Below are 21,239 nucleotides of genomic sequence, written 5' to 3' on the forward strand. Positions count from 1 at the left end.
GTATGACCCACATCATCGACCGTCGACTCAATGGCAAGAACAAGAGCGCTATCAATAGACAGCGTTTCCTGCGCCGCTATCGCGAACACATCAAGAAAGCGGTGGCGGATGCGGTCAACAAAAGGTCCATCACCGACATTGACCGCGGGGAAAGCATTTCGATCCCCAGCAAGGATATCGGCGAGCCGACGTTCCGACACGGTAAGGGTGGCCGGCGTTCCGTCACCCATCCCGGTAATAAAGAGTTCGTCACCGGAGACAGCATCCCACGGCCGCCAGGAGGCGGCGGTGGCGGCGGCTCCGGCCAGGGCAAAGCCAGCAACCAGGGCGAAGGCATCGACGACTTTGTTTTTCAGATCTCCCAGGAAGAATTTCTGGACTTCATGTTTGAGGATCTGGCCCTGCCCAATCTGGTGCAGAAGCAACTGAAAGACACCTCCAACTACAAATTCGTCCGCGCCGGTTACACCACTCACGGCACGCCGGCCAAAATCAACGTCATTCGCAGTATGCGCGGCGCTTACGCCCGCCGTCTGGCCCTGTCCGGCAACACCCGCAAGAAAATTTCCGACATGGAGGAGCAACTGGAAGCGCTGAAACGCACGCCGGAAACCCCGGACCCCGTATTCAGCAAAGAAGACCAGATCCGCGCGCTGGAAGAAGAGATCAAACGCCTGAAAGGCCGCGTACAGCGGATTCCTTTCATTGATGAGATCGATATTCGCTATAACCAGCACGTCAAACAGCCACAGCCCGCCACTGCGGCGGTGATGTTCTGCCTGATGGATGTGTCCGGCTCCATGAGCCAGACCCACAAGGATATCGCCAAGCGCTTTTTCATCCTGTTGTACCTGTTCCTGAAGCGCAATTACGAGAAGATCGAAGTGGTGTTTATCCGTCACCACACCAGCGCCAAAGAAGTGGACGAAGAAGAATTTTTCTATTCACGGGAAACCGGCGGCACCATTGTCTCCAGCGCATTGCAGATGATGCGGGAGATCATGGAGGCGCGCTATCCCACTGACGACTGGAATATCTACGCCGCGCAAGCCTCCGACGGCGACAACTGGAACGACGACTCACCCCGCTGCAGCAAGCTGCTGGCGGAGTCCATCCTTCCCTACGTGCAATATTACTCTTACATCGAAATAACGCCCCACGAGCATCAGATGCTCTGGCATGAGTATGAAAAGCTCACCGAAGCCTTCCGGGAACGCTTCTCCATGCAGCAAATCATGGATGTAGGCGATATTTACCCGGTATTCCGCAAGCTGTTCCAAAAGCAGGTGGACTATGCCTGAAGCGATTGAACATACCGAAGCTACTCCGCCTGCGGGTCGCAGGCCTATATCCGAAGGTTCCGAGTGGACCTTTGAGCTGATCAACCGTTATGACGAAGAAATTCGCAAATGCGCGGAAGAGTACGGGTTAGACACCTACCCCAACCAAGTGGAGATTATCAGCGCTGAACAGATGATGGACGCTTACTCTTCCGTGGGCATGCCGGTGGGATATCACCACTGGTCGTTCGGCAAGCAGTTCCTGCAAACAGAGAAACTCTACAAACGGGGCCAGATGGGTCTGGCCTATGAGATTGTCATCAACTCCAATCCCTGCATCGCTTATCTCATGGAGGAAAACACCGTGATGATGCAGGCGCTGGTTATCGCACACGCCTGTTATGGGCATAACTCCTTTTTCAAGGGTAATTACCTGTTCCGCACCTGGACCGACGCCAGCGCGATCATCGATTACCTGATTTTCGCCAAAAACTACATCGCCCAGTGCGAGCAGCGTCACGGCGTCGAAGCGGTAGAGCAGATTCTCGATTCCTGCCACGCCATCATGAACCATGGGGTGGACCGCTATAAACGCCCGGCGCCCATTTCCGCTGCGGAAGAGGAGCGTCGACAACGGGACCGGGAAGAGTACATGCAGAAACAGGTCAACGACCTGTGGCGCACCATCCCTTCCAAACAAGGAGAAAAAGAAGCCCAAAAGAAACGCCGTTTTCCGTCGGAGCCTCAGGAAAACATCCTTTATTTCATTGAGAAAAACGCTCCGCTGCTGGAGCCCTGGCAACGGGAGATCGTGCGCATCGTGCGCAAGATCGCACAGTATTTCTATCCACAACGCCAAACTCAGGTTATGAACGAGGGGTGGGCCACCTTCTGGCACTACACCCTGCTTAACACGCTGTACGACAAAGGACTGGTGACCGACGGCTTCATGCTGGAATTCCTGCAAAGCCACACGTCCGTGGTGTATCAGCCGCCCTTCGACAGCCCCTGGTATAGCGGCCTCAACCCTTATGCGCTGGGCTTCGCCATGTTCCAGGACATCAAACGGATATGCCAGGAGCCCACGGAAGAAGACAAAGCCTGGTTCCCGGACATCGCCGGTTCAGACTGGCTGGAGACGCTGCACTTCGCGATGCGCAACTTCAAGGATGAGAGCTTCATCCTGCAATTCCTGTCGCCGAAAGTGATTCGTGACTTCAAGTTCTTCAATATTCTGGATGACGAGATGGACAGCGAGTACCACGTCACCGCCATTCATGACGACAACGGCTATCGCGCCGTACGCGAACAGTTGGCGCGGCAGTACAACCTGAGTTATCGCGACCCGAATATTCAGGTGTGGGACGTGGACGTACGCGGCGACCGCTCATTAACCTTGCGGCATACGCCCTTTGATCGCGTCCCTCTGTACGAAAAAGACGTATATGAAGTGCTGCGTCATGTTCACCGTCTGTGGGGCTTCGACATCCACCTGAACTCCGTAGACGGCGATGTCACGCTGCGCAGCTTCAGTTGTCCGCAACATGGCGAAGATGACGAGGACGACTCTCATGACTGACGCCGCCGACGGACCTGGATGGAGCCGGCGGCCATGAACTTCCATTTCTGCCCTCTGTGCGGGGACAACCTCACCACTCGCCAAATAGACGGCAAAGCGCGGCGTTGCTGCGCTTCCGATGGCTGCGACTTTGTTCACTGGGACAACCCGACGCCAGTCGTGGCGATGCTGGTGGAGCATGATGGCGACATCATCCTCGCCCGTAATAAAACCTGGCCGCAAGGCATGCTGTCCATCCAAACCGGCTTTCTGGAGTCCGGGGAGTCGCCTGAACGCTGCGCCCTGCGCGAAGTCTCCGAAGAACTTGGGTTGACCGGAGAAAGCGCCAGCTTTATCGGCTATTACGCGTTCCATGAGCAAAACCAACTGATCCTGGCGTTCCATGTGCGCTGCAACGGAGAAATCCAACTGGGCGACGAACTCGCCGAGTACAAGCGTATACCGCCGGAAAAACTCAAACCCTGGAATTTCGGCGCCGGTCTCGCGGTGCGCGACTGGTTGAGCAAGCAGGGATTGCTGGCGCTCTAACCACCCTCTTTCTCATCACTCTTTTGAAAACTCGGTATCGGCGGGCCTTAAGCCCGCCTTTTGTGCGCTATGTATCACTGACCAGTCACTAACGTCATATTTTTACAATCCCGCCGTTCTCGCCCTCCCTATCATTGGAAGCGCTGAAACCCAATCGAGAGATCCCTCACTAGCTGGCGGCGACCGGCTGAGACATCGACGATTGATATCTTCATTGCTTAATTTAGGGAATCATTATGCAAGCACGCTCTTATAAAAACGCGGTGGGACTACCGCTGAAAATACTTGTTTCATCCATGCTCCTTGTCGGTCAGGCTAGCGCAGACCAGCTGACCGACTTCTCTATTCCAGCGGGAGAAGGCTTCTATAAAGACGTCCTGATCGACGGTGGACCTGGTATAACCGCTTCACCCATCAGACACTTCGAGTCCCTGGGTTTGTCCTATGAGACGCTAAGCTATGACGCCTACGACATTTTGACCGGTGAAGTGGACGAGGAAGACCGACAAGCCTTCATCGAAAAGTTCATCGGCTCAGATATCGATCTTAATGGTCGTCTTCTATATCCCGATGGCGCGCCCCGTTATCGTATGTTGAATATCGGCGCGGCCTCGTTCTTGCGCACCTCAACAACACCGAGCGGCGGTAGCGTGCACATGGGCATACTCAACGAAATCTGGAATCCCGCTCAACGTAGCGGCGCCCAGAATATCCGGGACTTTGTGAAAAACGGCGGCGGGTATGTCGGCTTTTGCGCCGGCGCCAGTATGGCGGGCTCTTCCGTACACGGACTGCGCTTATATCCTGGTCAAACCTTGCCTTTGCCTGACTCCTCGGAGACGGTATACCTGACGAGCAGCCTTACCGATGTTCTCGGATTTAGGGAGGTTCCGTATGTTATGAGCAAAGGCGGTGGTTACATATATAAATCACAGTCCAACCAGTATCCTGAAGGCGTAGAAATCCTGGGGCGGACCGACCGATATCCAGCAGTCTGGAGCTGGCATGACCCAAGCAATCCTCATAGTGGAACCTTGGTGCTTAGCGGCCGACATCCTGAGCTAAGTCATGAAGAAAAAGCCGAGGAATTGACGAAAGCCATGTATGCGCTGGCGATCAAAGGCAGTCTGGACGGGAGCTATACGCCCCAAGTGCGCATCAAAGGCGATCTGGAAAACGGTCGCACCCGCTATATGGATGAGAACACCGGGTACTACGACGCCAGCCATATCAAGATCGGCGACAAGCAGTATCACCACTTCAAGATCAACGTTGAAGATCCGCGTAAGAAGTACCTGACCATTGAGCTGAACGGCGAGTATGGCTACGACTTTAACCTGTATCTGAAAAAAGGCGAGCCCGCCTTCGCCAATAACGCCGATGTGGCGCTCACTGACGCAGGGAACTACAAGACGCTGCAGATCGACAATCTGACTTACGGGGAGTGGTACGTCAGCGTTGAAAACGCCACGTCTGTCACGGCGGATCGTCCCACTAACTCGGAATATTCCGGTCAGTTGGAAGTTCTTAATGGCGTCGCCTATGACATTACCGCCATCTGGGACAGAGAACCGCCCTGCCCCACCAGCATCAGTGACGTCAGTGCGGCGAATCCGGCTTTCGTTGGACAAAAGCTGCCAATCAGCTGGCGCGCCGAGTGCTTTGACGCGGGCAGCTACGCTACCGTAGATCTGGTCAAAGCCAGTAATGAAGCCAAAATCAAGACGATCACCTCCAGTGGCGGGCTTAACAACGGCGTCAACACCCTGGTCTGGAACGCGACCTACAACCAGGAGGGCGAGTACAAAATCCGCGTCAGCGACAATCTGAACTCGGGTAAAAAGAGCCTGAGCCCTGCTTTTGAGCTGAAAAAGCCGGAAATGCTGATCGCCCCTCCCGTCTCTTCCGGGGAAAAGCTGAGCGTCATCTGGCGCTGGACTGGCGAGAGCAGTCACGTGAGCCTGGATTTATACCAGGGTAATACTCTGGTCACCAATCTTACGCCCAACTACGCTCAGAAGAGTGGAGCCAACTCGCTGGAGTTCGCCGCGACCTGGACCTGGAAGCCGGATGTGACCTACAAAGTCCGCATCAGAACCCGGGATCGCGCCAGCAATCTGGCGATGTTCAGCCCTGAATTTAAACCGACTCTTAGCTCGAAAGTGACGGTTGATGGATTGGACGTAAACAGCGCTGGCGTAGGTGAAGTCATGCTGGACGGGTGCAATCCCGGGATGAAATGCCACCGCACGCTGACGTTCGCCAATCAGGGCGGCAAGAGCGCCAACCTGGCGCTGCAACTGAGCTATGTGGATGAGATTATCGCTAAAAGAAGCTGGGGGACTTACGGCCTGTCGTCGACTTGCCTCAGCAACGCCAGTAACGGCCAGTACGCCATGCAGCTGCCTCCAGGCGGCGCTTGCAACGTCGACCTGACCTACTCCTGGCCGAAAGGTATTTCCAACGCCAGAGGCGGATACTTATCCATGAGTTCTTCTGACAGCGAAATTGAATTGCCCTCCCCAGGACAGAAAGGCGTGTTGCTCTGCGCGGACTGTCGCTAACCCTTCTGACACGCGGCGCCTAAGGCGCCGCTTTTAACAGCTCATCCGTCGGCATCTGAGTATGGTGCCTGTCATAAATTCTCCTGATCGCTCCTTCCTTCCACATCTCCGACAGGTTTTTGTTGAAGTTCGTCATAATACTCTCCGCATCAGGACGGCGACGGGAAATGATGAGATGCAGCCCGTTGACCTGCAAAGGCTTGGACAACACCCGAAAATGCTCCGGGTCTCCAAACAGGCGCTCAATGGTGGAACGCCCCACTCTCACGCCGATTGGCACCAGATGCACCCGCTTGCTTTCCAGCAATTGGAAGCAGGTTTCCAGATCATTGGGAGTCCAGAGTCTGACGACGTCCTTATCCAGCAACGGTTGTACGCTCTCCAGGCTATAACCCAAAGGACGGCAAAGCACCAGACCAGCAAGGTCCTCATCGCTCGTATATTTGATTTCCTCGTCGCGACGAACGAAGAACAGCTCCACCGTCACATACAAAGGGGAAGAAAAGTAAAAGGCGTCCACGCGGTCGCGGTCTTTGACATAGGGGAATGTGCCCAGCACGTCGCCTGCTTCCGCCAGACGGAACCCTCGGTTCCAGGGCAGGTACTCTATTTTCACGCCTGCGCCGCTGCGCTCCAGAACGGCTTGAATAATCTCCGTCACCAACCCGCCATTAGGCAGGTCTTCCCCACTGAAAGGGGGATAAGAGTCCTTTCCCGTCACCAGGGTATATTCCACCGCCTCGGCCCAGCCGCTGAGCAGAATCAGGCACAAGGCGCATCCGAAAGCTTGGCGCGCCCTTGTCAAATACAACGACATTTAGCCGGCTCCCTTGGTCGGTCTCAGGGTCTGAGAAGAAATACCTTAAGTATAGTCTCATGCAGACAGCCCGCCACGCGGGGTGCTATCGTTGCTCAGGGGGCGCCTTAAAGGAACTATTTGTTTAACCCGGGAAATCAAACTCTTATGCGTTATCAAACGCGTTTCGACAAGCCGCTGGAGCAGGAACTGCAGCGCTATCTGGAGAGCCTGATCAACGATCTGGCCCTGGAACTGATCAGAACCCGTTTCGACTTTGATTCCGCGGTGCACAACGCCCGCAAGCTGATCAAGGAGCTGCGCGCGCTGTTGCGACTGCTCAAGCCAGCCTGTCACGAAGCCCACGATGAGCTGCGGCAAACCCTGAGAACCGCCGCCCATGCCCTCGCCCCCTACCGCGATCGCTTCGTCATGCTCAATACCTGGAACAAATTCACAGCATCTCTTACCCCGCATCCGGATATCGACAAAATCAGCGCGCGCATTCAGGCCGAAGCAGAGCGGGTTCCAGCGCCCGATCGAGAGAGAACCCAGAAGCTGCTGCAAGAAACCAACTGCGAGCTTTTGAAGCATAAGGATCTGCTGCAACAACGCCCCTGGTCCACCGACATTGACGCCGAATGGCTCAGCGCACGCCTGGCGCGTCTGTACAAACGCGGTCAAAACGAGTTCCAGCGCGTGCAGGGCGGCATCGACGCCGAAGACCGCCATGAGCTGCGCAAACGCCTGAAAGATCTGATGTACGCGCTACGCGTGATCAAGCCAGTATGGAACAAATCGCTACGCCGCCTTCACAACGGTCTGAAGAAAGTCACCGAAGGACTGGGAGACGCTAACGATCTGAATCTGTTGGAGCACGCCGTAGCGGATACAGACATCAGCGGGCGTGAACAGATACGTCTGGAATTATGCGCCGCACAGCAAGCGTTATGGGAAAAGGCGGACCAACAGGCCGCCCGTCGTTTCACCGATACTGATGAAAAATTCAAAGGCTTGATACACAAGCGGATTTCCTGAGCTGTCACATCCCTGCAACGATCACCGCCTACACTAATTCCAACAGTGGCCGGAAGGGATTTCCACGCGGTTCGGCCGCTGATAAGAAGGCTCTGTAAAACATTCGGCTTCCTTAAACAGCGATCACCAAGTTTTAGAGCGACATTCAGGCTGCCTTTGCAGCCTTTTTTTATGCCTAAAACTAACACGTCCAGGGGCAACACTCGCCCCTTGCTCACTCTTCCTTACGACGCACGAAGATCGACAACGCCGCCAGTCCGCCGGAGCCCGCCATCAACAACAGAGACACGGCGTTCAGCACAGGTGTTGAACCTTCTCGCAGGCGATCAAACATGGCGATGGTCAATGGCGCATCCGATCCCACCAGCATCAACGTGGTGTTGAAGTTTTCGAAGGACATCAGAAAACTGACGATGCCGGCGCCGACCAGCGCTGGTTTCAGGAATGGCAGCGTAATGGTGCGCAGTACGTCAAAATGGGACGCTCCCAGATTCAACGCCGCCTCTTCCAGACTGACGTCGAACTTGCGCAAGCGCGCGGAGATCACCAGGGTGGCTATTGTCGTGATGAACGCAAACTGCCCGATCACCACCAGAACCAGCCCCGGACGAAGCGCTTCCAGGTCATAGGAAAAGGTTTCCTCCACCCAGTTGGCGATGCTGCTGCTGAACACCAGCACCGACACCCCCAGAATCACTCCGGGAATCACCAGCGGGGTCAGCATCAACACATACAGCAGATTTTTACCGGGAAAGTCATGTCGTTCGAACAGGAATGCGTTACAGGTGGCCAGCGCCAGGCTGACGACAGTGGTGCACACCGCCACCTGCAAACTTACCAGGATGCTTTCCAGCAGTTCAGTGTCGTGAAAGATGCCGAGCTGGGGCGATTTTTCTCCCAGAAACCAGCCCATCGTGGCGCCTTTCCAGGGCATCGCCGGAAACAGGGAATCATTGAACGCAAACACCGCCACCACCGTCAGCGGCGCAGCCAGATAAACAAAAAACGCCGCCACATAGGCGTGATAAGCGCCGCGAAAATAGCGGCTGGACGGAATTGAGGCCAGCATAAAAGGCTCCTTAGCTCATCACTTTGGTGAAGGACTGGCGCGACAGACGCAATCCAATCCAGACAATCAACGAAGACAGGATCAGCAGCAATATTCCGAAAGCGGAACCCTGCTCCCAGTTAAACCGGGTAATGAACTGGGTGTAGATCTGTTCGGTGAACCAAAGGCTGTCTTTACCGCCCAGTAGAGTCGGCGTCAGGTAATTGCCCAGAGTGAGCATGAACACCACGATGCAGCCGCTGACGATCCCCGGCCCCGCATGGGGAATCACCACGTCGCGCATGACCCGCCAGTGACTGGCGCCCAGGTCGTAGGCGGCCTCGATCAGGCTGTCGTCGAGGCTGTCCAGAGTGGACACCAGCGGCACCACCATAAACAACATGGAGGTATACACCAGCCCCACCATAATGGTGGCGTCCTGATACAGCATCTCCACCGGGCCATCCACCCAACCCAGCCATTGCAACAGGGAGCTGAGCACGCCGGTTTCCCGCAACAGGATCATCCAACCGTAGGTTCGCACCAGTTCGCTAACCCAGAACGGCACCAGACACAACAGAAACAGCAGCGGCCGCAGCCTGCCTCGCGCCACCTTGGCGATATAAAAGGAAATCGGAAATGCAATCAGCAGCGTCAAAGCGGTCGCCATGATCGACATCACCGCCGTACGCATGAAAGTACGCCAATACAGCGGCTCCGTAAAAAAGGCGGTGTAATTGCTCCAGCTGAACGCATAGGTCCCGGCGGACACGCGCTCGCGTAGAGAGATCATCGCCATGTCCACATGAGGTAGCGCAATCAGCAGCGTCAGCCACAATAGTATCGGCGTCAGCAGCAACGCCAGTCCGAATTTAAAGTGTTGGGGTTTCATGACGCCCCCTACACTGGAAAGCAGCTACATTGGCCAGCCGCCCAGGCCAGCTGCACCCGCTGGCCTTTGCCAATAGTGTGGAACATTGGCGTTTGCGGCAGCGCTACGGAAATCGACTCGCTGCTGTGGTCCAGACTCACCTGCACCTGACTGCGGGCGCCGTCGAACAACACCGCGTCCACCACGCCGCTGAAGCAGTTTTCGCCTCCACGCCCGGCGCCTGCATCACTATGCGACGACGTTGCCGTCAACTCAATTTTCACCGCCTCAGGCCGTAAGTAGACTTGCGCCTCCTGTCCCTGCTGCAGATTTTCCAGCGCGCCCTCCACACGAAACTGCAGCCCGCTCGCCGTGCGAATCGCCGCGCCATCTGAGTCACGGCTGACCAAGGTTCCGCGCCAGCAGTTGCTGTCGCCGACAAAGCTGGCGACAAAGGCCGTATCAGGCTGGTAATACAGTTCCTGCGGCGTACCGACTTGCTCAAAACGCCCTTTGTTCATTACTGCAATATGGTCGGACATCACCAATGCTTCGGATTGGTCGTGGGTGATATAGACAAAGGTGGTGCCGAACTTTTCCTGTAAATGCTTCAGCTCTACTTTCATCTGTTCGCGCAACTTCAGGTCGAGCGCGCCCAGTGGTTCATCCAGCAGCAAAACATCTGGTTTCAGCACCAGACAGCGAGCAATGGCGATACGCTGTTTTTGACCGCCGGACAGCTGGTCAATGCGCTTGCCGCCGGAATCCGGCAATCCCACCCGCGCCAACATATCCTTCACCGCCGTCTCAATCTCATGGCGCGGCGCTTTTCTACGGCGTAAACCATAGGCCACGTTTTCCGCCACCGTCATGTTGGGGAACAGCGCCAAGTGCTGAAACACCATATTCACCGGTCGCTTGTTCGGCGGCGTATCCAACACCGAGCGTCCCTTGATGAGAATATCCCCCGCGTCGGGTTGCTGAAATCCCGCCAGCATGCGCAGCAAAGTAGTCTTGCCGCACCCGGACGGACCAAGGATGGAAAAAAAACTGCCTTGAGGTATTTGGAAGGAGACGTCGTTCACTGCCGTAAAGGCGGCGAAATTTTTGCGGACGTTACGACACTCAAGGTCGAAGGAAGTAGTGACTGGATCGGACATAGGCATACTTACACACTGAAGTTGGTCGGCGCATGGCGACAGCGGACGCGCCCAACGACCATATCATCAACCGGGCTTGCCTTTGTCGACCTCGCCAGAAAAAAAGCAGCCCGCCACGATACAAATGCATCGTGGCGGGAGTTTCGTTATGACGACAGAGTAACGGGCGTTACAGTCTGGCGGCTTTCACCCGATCCAGAACCTTGCCTTCCATCTCTTCCAACCCGGGAGGAACCGGCGGATACCATTTGATGTTATCCACGGCTTGCGCGGAGAAGCTTTCCTGGAACTGCTTTTTGAGGGTGGCGTTGACATACTCGTCGCTGCCTTTGGACGCAGTGAAGTTACCTGCGGATTCAGTGATTTTCGCGGCGATGTCCGGACGCATTACGAAGTTGATCCACTTATAAGCAGCCTCTTCCGCTTTGGTTTTACGCGGCAGCGCGAAGGTGTCGATCCAGCCCAGCGCTCCGGATTTCGGCGCCACGAAAGTGACGTCCGGCAATTCGCTGTTCAGCTTCCAGCCGCCGGAATCCCAGGCCATAGCCGCTTTGACTTCGCCGGAGCGAATCAGGTTGAGCAGGTCGTCGCCGCCGCTCCAGTAGGTTTTCACCGCGCCTTTACAGGAAATCAGCTTTTCTTCGACTTTATTCAGAATGGCCTGGTATTTGTTTTTGTCGTTGTAGGCGGAGAACGGGTCCTCGCCCATTGCGAAGGCGAATCCGATCAGCGTCGGACGCTTCAAGCGGTAAGACACGTCGCCGTTCAGGCCGGCGGCGCACAGGTCGGTGTAGTCCGCCACGGCAGGCGCGCTTTTACGGTTGACGATCAGGCCGCTGGTGCCCCACACGTGAGGAACGCCGTATACTTTGCCGTCCAGCTGCGTGTTCTTGCGGGTCGCTTCCAGCATGGAGGGAATGAATTTGTCAGCGTCGATTTTAGACAGGTCGATGGGTTTGTAGATGTTGAAGTCCGCCTGGGCGCTGGTGACGCGATCCTGGCTCGGCTGCGCCAGATCGAATCCGGAGCCGCCGGTGGCGCGCAGTTTGGAGATCATATCTTCATTGTTGGATTTGGTGACTTCCACGTCGATGCCGGTTTCCTTCTCGAACTGCGCCACCACTTCATCCGGAGCATAACCGCCCCAGGTCAGCAATCGTAAAGTTTCAGCATTGGCGACACTACTTGCCAAAGCGCCGATTAATAACGTCAGGGATGCTCTCTTAAATACTTTCTTCATGATCTTTCCTTATTTCCCAGTAAAGCGCGGTACAAAAGACCCCGTCGCCGATTCAGGTCAGCAAACCACGTCAACCTAACAGTGTCATATGACTGAAATATGACAATTTATAGATGCTCACCCACTGACGCAATCCCTGAGGAAGCGTGCTAAAATTATACGTTTTGTGATACTGCGATCTTTTATTGATCGCCAACACGATTGTTATGCTCAGCGAAGACTTCGATATTATCAGCGCCCGCCTCGCCGCCGATGCACTCAAACAGGTGCTGGCTGCGCGCACCCACAAGAAAAAAGTGTGGGGCCAGGTGATCGTCAGGCCCGGGCAATTGGGCGACGCGCTGCGTCTTCCCACCATCACTTCCGAATTAAACAGCAAAGTCGCCGTTCGCCGCGAACGCGGCCTGGAAAACTTCCAGGCGCTTTGGGACACCCTTTCCGAACATACCCGTCAGGCCGTGCTGCACAGCATCGGCTGGTATGATCCGAAAAACCTTAGCTGGGACGACAAACGCTCCAACCGACGCCCGGTCAACAGCAACGAGACGCCGGAAGGCGCCGGCAACAACGACGCAGGATAAACTCCACCGCGCCGCCAGATACTGGCGCCTGAACGCATTTGCGGTTATAAACTCCATGCCGCCGACGCATCTCAGCATAACCCGAGCGGCGTTTTGATTTCAGATCAGGTTGTCAGGAGCCCTTCATGTCCCTCGCCATTGCTTCAACGCCCACGCCCGCCGTCGCCGCGAATATTGCTTCGCCGCTGACATTGCCTTGCGGCGCCGTGATTCCCAACCGTATCGCCAAATCAGCGATGACCGAGGGACTGGCGGACGGCGATGATCTCCCGACGCTGCAGCTTAACCAGCTTTACCAACGCTGGGCGGAAGGCGGAGCCGGACTGCTGATCACCGGCAATGTCATGGTGGATCGCCGCTATCTGGAGCGCAGCGGCAACGTAGTGCTGGAGAATGCCGACGCCCTTTCCCGCTTTCGCCTGTGGGCGGAGGTAGTCACCGAATGCGACGTTCATCTGTGGATGCAGCTCAATCATCCGGGGCGACAATGCTCCCGATTCAGCAATAGCAAGCCCGTCGCGCCTTCCGCCGTGCAATTGCGTATGGCGGGCAATTTCGCCATGCCCCGCGCCCTGCCGGACAGCGAGATCAAAGCCATTATCCGGCGCTTCGGCGTCAGCGCCGCCCTGGCGCGAGAGGCGGGCTTCACCGGCGTGCAGATACATAGCGCCCATGGCTACCTGGGCAGCCAGTTCTTATCGCCCCGGACCAACCAGCGCAAAGATGAATGGGGGGGCTCGCTGGAGAATCGCGCCCGCTTTCTGCTCGCGACCGTGGCGGAAGTCAGAGCGCAGGTTGGCGCCGACTTTCCCGTGGCGGTAAAGCTGAACTCCGCTGATTTTCAGCAAGGCGGCTTCGCGATTGAAGAATGTGTAGAAGTCGCGCGCTGGCTGCAACAGGCCGGCGTGGATTTACTGGAGCTGTCGGGCGGCTCCTACGAAAACCCAGCTTTTCTGGCGACGGAAAGCGACAAGCGCCCCGCCGGAGCATGGCGTCGGGAGGCGTTTTTCCTGGAATATGCGGAAGCGGTCGCCAAAGCGGTGACGACGCCGCTGATGGTCACAGGCGGCTTCCGCAGCCGTCCGGGCATGAATGACGCCATCGCCGCCGGCGCCACACAGATGATCGGCGTCGCCCGCCCTTTCTGTACGGACCCGGACTTTCCCCGCAAGCTGTTCGCCGGCGCCATCGCCCGGACGCACCCGACAGAGAAAGAGCTGGCCCTGGCCGGCTATTGGGGACCTCAAAGTCCGTCCAAACTGGTGCGGGCGCTCAACAATCAAGCTCAGGCGGCCTGGTATTATCAGCAGATTCTGCATCTGGCCAACCGCCGTCAACCGGATCTCAACCTGGGACTCGTCGGCGCGCTGCGCAGTCACCTGCTGAATGAAATGCGCCACTCGCTGCGTCGCTCAAGGTAACCTGCTTAGCCGCTGTAATTTAACGACTTTCAATCGCTTTTCCGATCCAGATCATGGATGAAAGCCGCATATTGGGCTAGATTGTTGTATTAGAGCGACAATAATAACCCCCAATGACAAGCGAGCGTTCAATTCCGGTGCTTTCCAACATACGGTGTCGCAGCGCATCCGTGGCGCCCCAAATTCTCGCCTCTGGAGTGCTCTGTCTCGCGTTGTGCGGCGAGGCCCTCACAGCTCCCAGGCTCTCGGAGGAAACCGTCTCCTATTGGTTGGACGGCGAGTTTTCCGTTTCCACTCTCAGCAAGAAAGAGCAAGCTGCGGAACTGGCCTGGTTTCATCAAGCCGCCGCGCCTTTTCGCGGCATGACCATTTATGTGGTGTCAGAAACCATCGACACGCACTGGTATGAAGCCAACATTCTCTCCAAAGCCTTCGAAGACGTCACCGGCATCCGCGTCGTGCATGAAATCACAGGGGAAGATGACCTTGTCCGCAAACTGCTTTCGCAAATCGAAACCGGGATCAATATTTACGACGCTTTCATCAGTGATTCCGACCTGATCGGCGCCCACTATCGCAGCGGCGCGGTGGTCGCGCTCTCCGACTATATCCAGCAGGACGGGGCCGCCGTCACACTGCCGACGCTGGATCTGCAGGACTTCATCGGCCTCAATTTCACCACTGCGCCGGACGGCAAGGTTTATCAGCTTCCCGACCAGCAATTCGCTAATCTGTACTGGTATCGCTATGACTGGTTCAACCGCAAGGACCTGCGTGAACGCTTTAAGCGTCTGTACGGCTATGAGCTGGGGGTGCCGGTTAACTGGTCCGCGTACGAGGATATTGCGGAATTCTTCACCGTCCATGTCAAAGAGTTGGACGGCCATCCAGTCTGGGGACACATGGATTACGGCAAAACCGATCCCTCTCTGGGCTGGCGCATCTCCGACGCCTGGCTGTCCATGGCGGGCATGGGGGATCGCGGCATTCCCAATGGCGTTCCCGTAGATGATTGGGGCATCCGGGTGGAGGGCTGCCGCCCGGCGGGCGCCAGCGTAAAACGAGGCGGCGCGCTGGACAGCCCGGCGGCGAATTACGCCATACATAAGTTCGTCGACTGGTTTAAATACGCGCCGCCTCAGGCGGCTAACCTGACATTCACTGAAGCCGGCGGCTGGGTTGGCACAGGGCAGATTGCGCAGCAGATATTCTGGTACACCGCTTTCGTCGCCCAAGCCACGCAACCCGGCCTGCCTATCGTCAACGCCGACGGCACGCCCAAATGGCGCATCGCCCCTTCCCCGGTCGGCGCTTACTGGGAGGAAGGCATGAAGTCCGGCTATCAGGACGCGGGTTCCTGGACGCTGCTGAAAAATACGCCTGCAGACCGTCGTCGGGCGGCCTGGCTTTACGCCCAGTTCACCGTATCCAAAACGGTCTCCCTCAAGAAAACCCTGGTGGGACTGACGCCCATCCGCCTGTCGGACATCAACTCGTCAGTCATGTCTGAGAAGGCTCCCATGCTGGGGGGATTAGTGGAGTTTTATCGCTCCAACGCCCGCAACTACTGGACGCCGACCGGCTCCAATGTGCCCAATTACGCCAAGCTGTCCCCTTTATGGTGGAAATATATTTCTCTGGCCCTGGAAGGAGCCCGCCCGGTGGATGAGGTCATGCAGGATCTCGCCCGTGCGATGGACCGAGGTCTGGACGCAGTGGGACGGGAAGAGCCCGGCGTCTGTTCACCCCGCCTGAATCCAGAGTCCTCCCGCGAGTTCTGGCTGAAAGCCCCGGGAGCCCCCAAACCGGAACGCAACGAACATCCTCCTGGAAAGACGTTAAGCTATGAAGAGTCAATCAAAGTCTGGAATTAGCCCCATGACGCGACTGCTGGCCGCTTGCGTAACCTGGGTCCTGCTTCACGCCGCTCCCGCTCTCGCGGAAGGAGAGAAAATTCAAGTGCTGGCGTATGCGCAACCGCCTTTTATGGAGCTGCGCCATGACCGGCCCGCGGGTCTGGCTATCGACATTCTCAACATGTTGTTCCAACGCGCGGAGGTGGACTACAGCATTCTGTTTCTGCCGCCGAAACGCGCCTACGTCACCGCCTTGTCAGAACCCAACAACTGCGTGCTGGCGATCGAGCGCAGTCAGGCGCGGGAAGCCTTGTTTCAATGGGTCAGCCCTATTCTCATCACCCGGCACGGTTTCTATTCCAATCTGACGGACAATTACAATATCCGCACGCTCAACGACGCCAAGCCTCTGGTGATAGGCAGCTACCTGGGGAGCGGCGTAGGCGAGTATCTGGAGAAGCTGGGGTTCAATGTGGATCTCACTTCGAGCAATGACCTGAATATCCGCAAGTTACAGCTCAAACGGGTCAACCTGTGGGCCAGCGACACCGTTTCAGCAGCGGTGATCATCAATCAGAGCAGTCTTCCTATCAAGCTGGAGCATGTCTTCCTTACCACACTAAGGGCGATGGGCTGCAACCTGAGTACGTCGCCCACCCTGGTGGAGCGACTGCAAAACGAGCTGAAGAGCATGTATCAGGACCAGTCCATTCGGCAGTTGTATCGCAACTACCTGGGCCAGGACGCGGACTGGCTGAGCAACTGACGCCGCTTTCAGGCGGCGTCTTCGCGCAGGGCTTGGTTGGGGCGGAACAGCCGTTTCAGATCTTCGATGACCACGTAGTTCACCGGCACCAGCAGCAACGTCAGGAAGGTGGCGAACAATATTCCAAAGCCCAGTGACACCGCCATGGGTATCAAAAACTGCGCCTGAGTGGACTTCTCGAACAACAAAGGCATCAATCCGATAAACGTGGTCAATGACGTGAGCATGACCGGGCGGAAGCGCGCCACGCCCGCATTCAGCACCGCGGTCATCAGATTGCCGCCGTTCTCCCGATCATTGCGGTGCTTGTTGATGAAATCCACCAGCACCAGACTGTCATTCACCACCACCCCGATCAGCGCCAGCATTCCCAGCAAACTGGTCAGGCTCAGATCCATCCCCATGATCCAGTGGCCGATCACCGCGCCAATGCCGCCGAACGGAATCACGGTCATGACGATCAACGGCTGAACGTAGGATTTGAATGGAATCGCCAACAAGCTATAAATCATAAACAGCACAAACAACAGCCCCCATTTGAGACTGCCGAAGGACTCCCGCTGTTCTTTCGCCTCGCCTTCCCAAGTGTATTGAATATCCGGATGTTGCAGCATCAGGTCGTCGAGGAAACGGGTCATGTCTTCCTGCAAGGCCAGCATATTGGTGTTCTGCTTATCGATATCCGCGCGCACGTTCATGGTGCGGTAGCGGTCAATGCGATAGATCGTGGTGGGACTCAGGCCCGGCTTGAGTTCAGCGATTTCGCCCAGCGGAATCAAGCGCCCGTCAGAGGCGGCGATACGCAGGCTCTGCAAATCGCTGACGGATTGTCGATCGGAGCGAGGATAGCGCACCATGACGCGCACGTCGTCACGCCCCCGCTGGATACGCTGCACCTGGTAGCCATAAAACGCCTGCCGAATCTGATTGATGACGTCCGCCCTGTTCAATCCTAACGCGTAGGCCTCAGGCTTCAGTTCCACCTGCAGCTCTTCTTTGCCGTCAGACAGGCTGTCGGTAATGTCGAACACTGTGGGATAGCTCGCCAGTCGCGCTTTCACCTGCTCTCCCACCGCCTCCAGCGTCTCGAAATTATTACCGGAAAACTGAATGTCGATGGGGTCGGACACCCGCCCGATCTCAGCGCGGAATGTCAACGATTCGGCGCCGGGGACCACGCCGATCAAACGACGCCATTCGTTGACCAGTTCATTGCTGGTGACCGCCGTGTCCCGCTCTTCCGGCGCCACGATCTCGAAGATCACTCGCCCGACATGGGAACCGCTGGAGCCGCCGCTGGTGGCCAGTACATCCAGGATCAGATCTTCTCCCGTCTGCGGATCGCGATACTTCTCCTTGAGCTTGAAGGCGGCATCCGCCATTTTGGAGACATAGCGATCCGTCACCTCAAAAGGCGTGCCCTGAGGCATGGTCAGCGACGCCCTGGCGATCTCGCTCTGTACTCTCGGGAAGAACACGAAGTTGATCCAGCCGGAAGCCACCAGCGTGCTCAGCAGGATAAAAGAGCCTACTGCGAACGACAAAAACAGGTAACGATTACGCAGGGTCCAGTGCAATACCGGGTGATAGTAGCGCAGAATCGCGTTTTCAAATCCGTCCGCAAAGGCGCGCTGCCAGCGCTCCAGGCGCGATCCGGCATTGGGATCGGGATTGATGCGCACATGCTTCAAGTGTGCGGGTAAGATGAGTTTGGACTCGATCAGCGAGAACACGAAAATCGGCAGCACCACCACCACAATCTGCGCGAATAACTGACCGCGTACGCCCTCGATAAAGGCGATGGGCATAAAGGCGGCCATGGTGGTCAGCACCCCGAATGTAACCGGCGCCGCCACTTCCTGGGTGCCCTGAATCGCCGCCTGCAAGCCGTTTTCCGCGCGCCGCAAGTGGGTATAAACGCTTTCGCCGGTGACGATGGCGTCGTCCACGACGATCCCCAGCACAAGAATAAAAGCGAACAAGGTAAAAATGTTAAGGGTGACGCCAAAGTACGGCATCACCAGGAACGCCCCCATAAAGGAGATAGGAATGCCGCAAAAAACCCAGAACGCCACCGATGGCCTCAAGAACAGCGTCAACAGCAGCAGCACCAGAATACCGCCCTGGATCGCATTGTCCGTCAGGGTCTGCAGACGTTTTTTCACCAACTTGGAAAAATCACGCCAATAGGTCAGTTCTACCCCGACTGGCAGGCTGCTCTGCTTACGCTCGATATACTCTTTGACCTTGTCGGCGACGCCAATGGCGCTTTGATCCCCCACCCGGAACACATCCACAAACGCCGCCGGTTGACCGTTGAAACGGGTGAGCACGCGTCCTTCTTCAAACCCGTCCACGACGGCGGCCAGATCTCTGACGCGCACGAAACTGCCGTCGCGCTGGGTCAGTACGACGATGTCTTCAAAGTCATCGCGGCGGTAGGCCTGACCTTTGGAACGAATCAAAACCTCTCCGCCATCGGTCTGGATATTGCCCGCCGACACGTCCAGGGAACTTTTGCTGATAGCCTGGGCGATGGTTTGCAGCGTAATGCCGTAGCGTTGCAGCGTCGCCTTGGGTACTTCAATGGAGATTTCATAGTTGCGCACGCCATCCAGGGCCACCTGAGTGACGCCATCCAGGCGCAACATGTCATCGCGCACATGCTCCGCCAGCGTACGGATTTCCGACTCGGGATACGGCCCGGCGATAGCGACGGTAATCACTTCCCGGGTATGCTGCGCCAGACTGATAACCGGTTTTTCCACGTCCCCCGGAAAGGAGTTGATGGAGTCCACCCGGCTTTTCACATCCGCCAGCAGCTCACGGGGATCATAGTCGCTGTCCACTTCGACCGTGACCGATGCGCTGCCCTCAGAGGAACGGCTGACAATTTTCTCAACGCCCTCCAGGTCCTGCACCGCTTCTTCAATTTTGACGCTGACGCCCTCCTCCACTTCTTCCGGAGTAGCGCCGCGAAGCGAAACGGAAATTGAGATGGTGGAGGGTTCAACAGAAGGAAATACTTCCAAGGGCAGGCGATGACTCAAAGACCCCAGCCCCAAAGCCAGGATCGTCAGCATCAACAGATTGGCGGCGACATGATTACGAGCGAACCAGGCAATCACTGCACGTCTCCAACCGCTGCGTCAGCAGGCTTTTCTCCGTTGCGGCGCGCCACCTTTTCCGATTCGTTCTGCGCGCGTTTGATACGCACGCCGCTATTGACCTGTCCCAGCGGGGTGAGAATCAGTTCGTCGCCCGCCTGCAGCCCTTCGCTGATCAGCGCGGACTTCCCGCTCTGCCAGCCGATCTCAATGCTCTGCCGGTGCAACACCTCCCCTTTGGCGATGTACACATAACTGCCCTGATAAATGGATGAAACGGGCACAACCAAGGCTTCCGGCAAGCGCCGGCCCTGAATTTCCGCACTGACGTACTGACCTATTTTTAGAGGATATCGATTCGTGTCCTGAAGCCCGAAAGGGTCATCAATCTGAGCGACTACATAAAGCTGCTGAGTGGTAGCGTCAATGGCGCCTTCCGTACGCACTATCTTACCGCGCCATTTTTCTTTCGAGCCGGCGAGGTTATTAAAAATCGTCACTTCTGGCGGCTCGCCTCCCCGACGCTGCTCAGGCAGGTCGATAAATCCCAGATCGGTATTGTTGAGAGGCAGGCGCACTTCAACGTAATCCGTGGCGTAGATTTCCGCCAGTGTGGTCTGCGGCGACACGACTGAACCCAGATCCACCTGTTTCTTCAGCACGCGGCCCGCGTAGGGCGCTTTGATTTCGGTCCGCTCCAGATTGATGCGCGCCTGCGTATGTTGGGCGATCGCCGTTTGCACCCGGGCCTGAGCCGCTGCCAGCTGCGGCTTGCGCAACGCCAGATCCGAGGCGTTTTTGACGCCGCCGATTTTTTCCCAGTCCTTCTTCGCCTGCCGCACTCGCGCTTCTTCCTCCGCCAGCGCCAACTTCGCTTCCGTTACGGCGCCTTCAGCAATGCGCAATTGCACCTGATAGTCCACGGGGTCAATTTTCAGCAGCACCTCGCCTTTGACGAAGAAACCGCCATCACGAAGGTTTGGCGACACCTCGATCACCTGACCGGACACCTGGGCGACAATGGAGCTTTGCGTACGCGGTTGCACAATGCCGAACGTGGAAATACGTACTGGAAACACTTCGGTTTGCAGCGTTTGGGTTTCAACGCTGATAGCGGGCTGCGGGTGCTCTTTTTGAGGCTTTGCCTGAGGTTTGAACTCAGTGGCGAGATAAGCAACGCCAACAAACAAGGCTAACACCGCTAACGGCAGGACTTTCTTTAACATCTGACTTCCGGGCAACTGTCTGGTCGAGGGGGACTAGGCCTATTTATACGCCGAGGCGCAAAGCGGCGTCCACCGCGAACGCACAATGGGCGATTAACTTTGGTTAATTAAGTGTAGTGGGTTGGAACTGAATGGGTGGTGAATGGTTACAGCGAAAAAATAAAAGGAGAGCCGTAGC

At 56.6% G+C, this 21,239-nt stretch carries 16 protein-coding genes; 9 read left to right on the forward strand and 7 right to left on the reverse strand.

The window, feature by feature from the left end; genetic code table 11:
* Positions 1 to 2: 2 nt before the first annotated feature.
* From EUZ85_RS25710 to EUZ85_RS25725, 4 genes are all read left to right on the forward strand, one after another.
* Positions 3 to 1,301 carry a YeaH/YhbH family protein gene (locus tag EUZ85_RS25710; RefSeq protein ID WP_206618159.1) on the forward strand — a complete coding sequence of 433 codons (1,299 nt, stop codon included), beginning with the start codon at positions 3 to 5 and terminating at the stop codon, positions 1,299 to 1,301.
* Positions 1,294 to 2,859 (forward strand): SpoVR family protein, encoded by a 1,566-nt coding sequence (locus EUZ85_RS25715; protein WP_127973003.1) that lies wholly within the window; start codon positions 1,294 to 1,296, stop codon positions 2,857 to 2,859. The genes EUZ85_RS25710 and EUZ85_RS25715 overlap by 8 nt, the downstream gene beginning before the upstream one ends.
* A gap of 33 nt (positions 2,860 to 2,892) precedes the next feature.
* Entirely contained in the window at positions 2,893 to 3,387 is a 495-nt protein-coding gene (locus tag EUZ85_RS25720) for an NUDIX domain-containing protein (protein ID WP_127973004.1), read from the forward strand.
* A gap of 236 nt (positions 3,388 to 3,623) precedes the next feature.
* Positions 3,624 to 5,951 (forward strand): pre-peptidase C-terminal domain-containing protein, encoded by a 2,328-nt coding sequence (locus EUZ85_RS25725; RefSeq protein WP_127973005.1) that lies wholly within the window; start codon positions 3,624 to 3,626, stop codon positions 5,949 to 5,951.
* A gap of 19 nt (positions 5,952 to 5,970) precedes the next feature.
* Here EUZ85_RS25725 and EUZ85_RS25730 read toward each other — a convergent pair whose 3' ends face one another.
* Complete coding sequence (locus tag EUZ85_RS25730; RefSeq protein WP_127973006.1) at positions 5,971 to 6,768, reverse strand: ABC transporter substrate-binding protein; 798 nt, start codon at positions 6,766 to 6,768, stop codon at positions 5,971 to 5,973.
* A 147-nt stretch (positions 6,769 to 6,915) separates the two neighbouring features.
* On the opposite strand from EUZ85_RS25730, the gene EUZ85_RS25735 reads away from it, so the two are divergent.
* On the forward strand, positions 6,916 to 7,785 hold the full coding sequence (locus EUZ85_RS25735; protein ID WP_127973007.1) for a CHAD domain-containing protein: 870 nt from the start codon (positions 6,916 to 6,918) through the stop codon (positions 7,783 to 7,785).
* A gap of 214 nt (positions 7,786 to 7,999) precedes the next feature.
* Here the strand turns inward: EUZ85_RS25735 and EUZ85_RS25740 are convergent, their stop codons facing one another.
* The 4 genes from EUZ85_RS25740 to EUZ85_RS25755 form a co-directional block, all read right to left on the reverse strand.
* On the reverse strand, positions 8,000 to 8,854 hold the full coding sequence (locus EUZ85_RS25740; protein ID WP_127973008.1) for an ABC transporter permease: 855 nt from the start codon (positions 8,852 to 8,854) through the stop codon (positions 8,000 to 8,002).
* 10 nt (positions 8,855 to 8,864) lie between these two features.
* On the reverse strand, positions 8,865 to 9,725 hold the full coding sequence (locus tag EUZ85_RS25745) for an ABC transporter permease (RefSeq protein WP_127973009.1): 861 nt from the start codon (positions 9,723 to 9,725) through the stop codon (positions 8,865 to 8,867).
* 8 nt (positions 9,726 to 9,733) lie between these two features.
* Positions 9,734 to 10,864, reverse strand: a complete 1,131-nt coding sequence (locus EUZ85_RS25750) for an ABC transporter ATP-binding protein (protein ID WP_127973010.1) — start codon at positions 10,862 to 10,864, stop codon at positions 9,734 to 9,736.
* Between the two features lie 169 nt (positions 10,865 to 11,033).
* On the reverse strand, positions 11,034 to 12,104 hold the full coding sequence (locus tag EUZ85_RS25755; RefSeq protein WP_127973011.1) for an extracellular solute-binding protein: 1,071 nt from the start codon (positions 12,102 to 12,104) through the stop codon (positions 11,034 to 11,036).
* A 206-nt stretch (positions 12,105 to 12,310) separates the two neighbouring features.
* Here EUZ85_RS25755 and EUZ85_RS25760 point away from each other — a divergent pair, with 206 nt between their 5' ends.
* The 4 genes from EUZ85_RS25760 to EUZ85_RS25775 all read left to right on the forward strand — a co-directional run bounded on the left by EUZ85_RS25760 (position 12,311) and on the right by EUZ85_RS25775 (position 16,728).
* The gene (locus EUZ85_RS25760; protein ID WP_206617951.1) at positions 12,311 to 12,685 is read left to right on the forward strand and encodes a hypothetical protein; all 375 of its coding nucleotides are present in this window, start codon (positions 12,311 to 12,313) and stop codon (positions 12,683 to 12,685) included.
* Between the two features lie 125 nt (positions 12,686 to 12,810).
* Positions 12,811 to 14,106 (forward strand): NADH:flavin oxidoreductase/NADH oxidase family protein, encoded by a 1,296-nt coding sequence (locus EUZ85_RS25765; protein ID WP_127973012.1) that lies wholly within the window; start codon positions 12,811 to 12,813, stop codon positions 14,104 to 14,106.
* A gap of 113 nt (positions 14,107 to 14,219) precedes the next feature.
* Positions 14,220 to 15,980 (forward strand): ABC transporter substrate-binding protein, encoded by a 1,761-nt coding sequence (locus EUZ85_RS25770; protein WP_127973013.1) that lies wholly within the window; start codon positions 14,220 to 14,222, stop codon positions 15,978 to 15,980.
* Positions 15,981 to 15,984: 4 nt separating this feature from the next.
* The gene (locus EUZ85_RS25775) at positions 15,985 to 16,728 is read left to right on the forward strand and encodes an ABC transporter substrate-binding protein (protein WP_164887358.1); all 744 of its coding nucleotides are present in this window, start codon (positions 15,985 to 15,987) and stop codon (positions 16,726 to 16,728) included.
* 8 nt (positions 16,729 to 16,736) lie between these two features.
* Here EUZ85_RS25775 and EUZ85_RS25780 read toward each other — a convergent pair whose 3' ends face one another.
* Together EUZ85_RS25780 and EUZ85_RS25785 are read right to left on the reverse strand one after the other, a co-directional pair.
* The gene (locus EUZ85_RS25780) at positions 16,737 to 19,856 is read right to left on the reverse strand and encodes an efflux RND transporter permease subunit (protein WP_127973015.1); all 3,120 of its coding nucleotides are present in this window, start codon (positions 19,854 to 19,856) and stop codon (positions 16,737 to 16,739) included.
* A complete protein-coding gene (locus tag EUZ85_RS25785) occupies positions 19,853 to 21,061 on the reverse strand; it encodes an efflux RND transporter periplasmic adaptor subunit (RefSeq protein ID WP_127973016.1) in 1,209 nt (402 codons plus the stop codon). The genes EUZ85_RS25780 and EUZ85_RS25785 overlap by 4 nt, the downstream gene beginning before the upstream one ends.
* Positions 21,062 to 21,239 lie beyond the last annotated feature (178 nt).

It is taken from the genome of Hahella sp. KA22, from assembly GCF_004135205.1.
Taxonomy (GTDB): Bacteria; Pseudomonadota; Gammaproteobacteria; order Pseudomonadales; family Oleiphilaceae; genus Hahella.

Coding starts and splice junctions, on each gene's coding strand:
- EUZ85_RS25710 (WP_206618159.1), top strand. CDS start 3: ATGACCCACATCATCGACCGTCGACTCAATGGCAAGAACAAGAGCGCT.
- EUZ85_RS25715 (WP_127973003.1), top strand. CDS start 1,294: ATGCCTGAAGCGATTGAACATACCGAAGCTACTCCGCCTGCGGGTCGC.
- EUZ85_RS25720 (WP_127973004.1), top strand. CDS start 2,893: ATGAACTTCCATTTCTGCCCTCTGTGCGGGGACAACCTCACCACTCGC.
- EUZ85_RS25725 (WP_127973005.1), top strand. CDS start 3,624: ATGCAAGCACGCTCTTATAAAAACGCGGTGGGACTACCGCTGAAAATA.
- EUZ85_RS25730 (WP_127973006.1), bottom strand. CDS start 6,768: ATGTCGTTGTATTTGACAAGGGCGCGCCAAGCTTTCGGATGCGCCTTG.
- EUZ85_RS25735 (WP_127973007.1), top strand. CDS start 6,916: ATGCGTTATCAAACGCGTTTCGACAAGCCGCTGGAGCAGGAACTGCAG.
- EUZ85_RS25740 (WP_127973008.1), bottom strand. CDS start 8,854: ATGCTGGCCTCAATTCCGTCCAGCCGCTATTTTCGCGGCGCTTATCAC.
- EUZ85_RS25745 (WP_127973009.1), bottom strand. CDS start 9,725: ATGAAACCCCAACACTTTAAATTCGGACTGGCGTTGCTGCTGACGCCG.
- EUZ85_RS25750 (WP_127973010.1), bottom strand. CDS start 10,864: ATGTCCGATCCAGTCACTACTTCCTTCGACCTTGAGTGTCGTAACGTC.
- EUZ85_RS25755 (WP_127973011.1), bottom strand. CDS start 12,104: ATGAAGAAAGTATTTAAGAGAGCATCCCTGACGTTATTAATCGGCGCT.
- EUZ85_RS25760 (WP_206617951.1), top strand. CDS start 12,311: ATGCTCAGCGAAGACTTCGATATTATCAGCGCCCGCCTCGCCGCCGAT.
- EUZ85_RS25765 (WP_127973012.1), top strand. CDS start 12,811: ATGTCCCTCGCCATTGCTTCAACGCCCACGCCCGCCGTCGCCGCGAAT.
- EUZ85_RS25770 (WP_127973013.1), top strand. CDS start 14,220: ATGACAAGCGAGCGTTCAATTCCGGTGCTTTCCAACATACGGTGTCGC.
- EUZ85_RS25775 (WP_164887358.1), top strand. CDS start 15,985: ATGACGCGACTGCTGGCCGCTTGCGTAACCTGGGTCCTGCTTCACGCC.
- EUZ85_RS25785 (WP_127973016.1), bottom strand. CDS start 21,061: ATGTTAAAGAAAGTCCTGCCGTTAGCGGTGTTAGCCTTGTTTGTTGGC.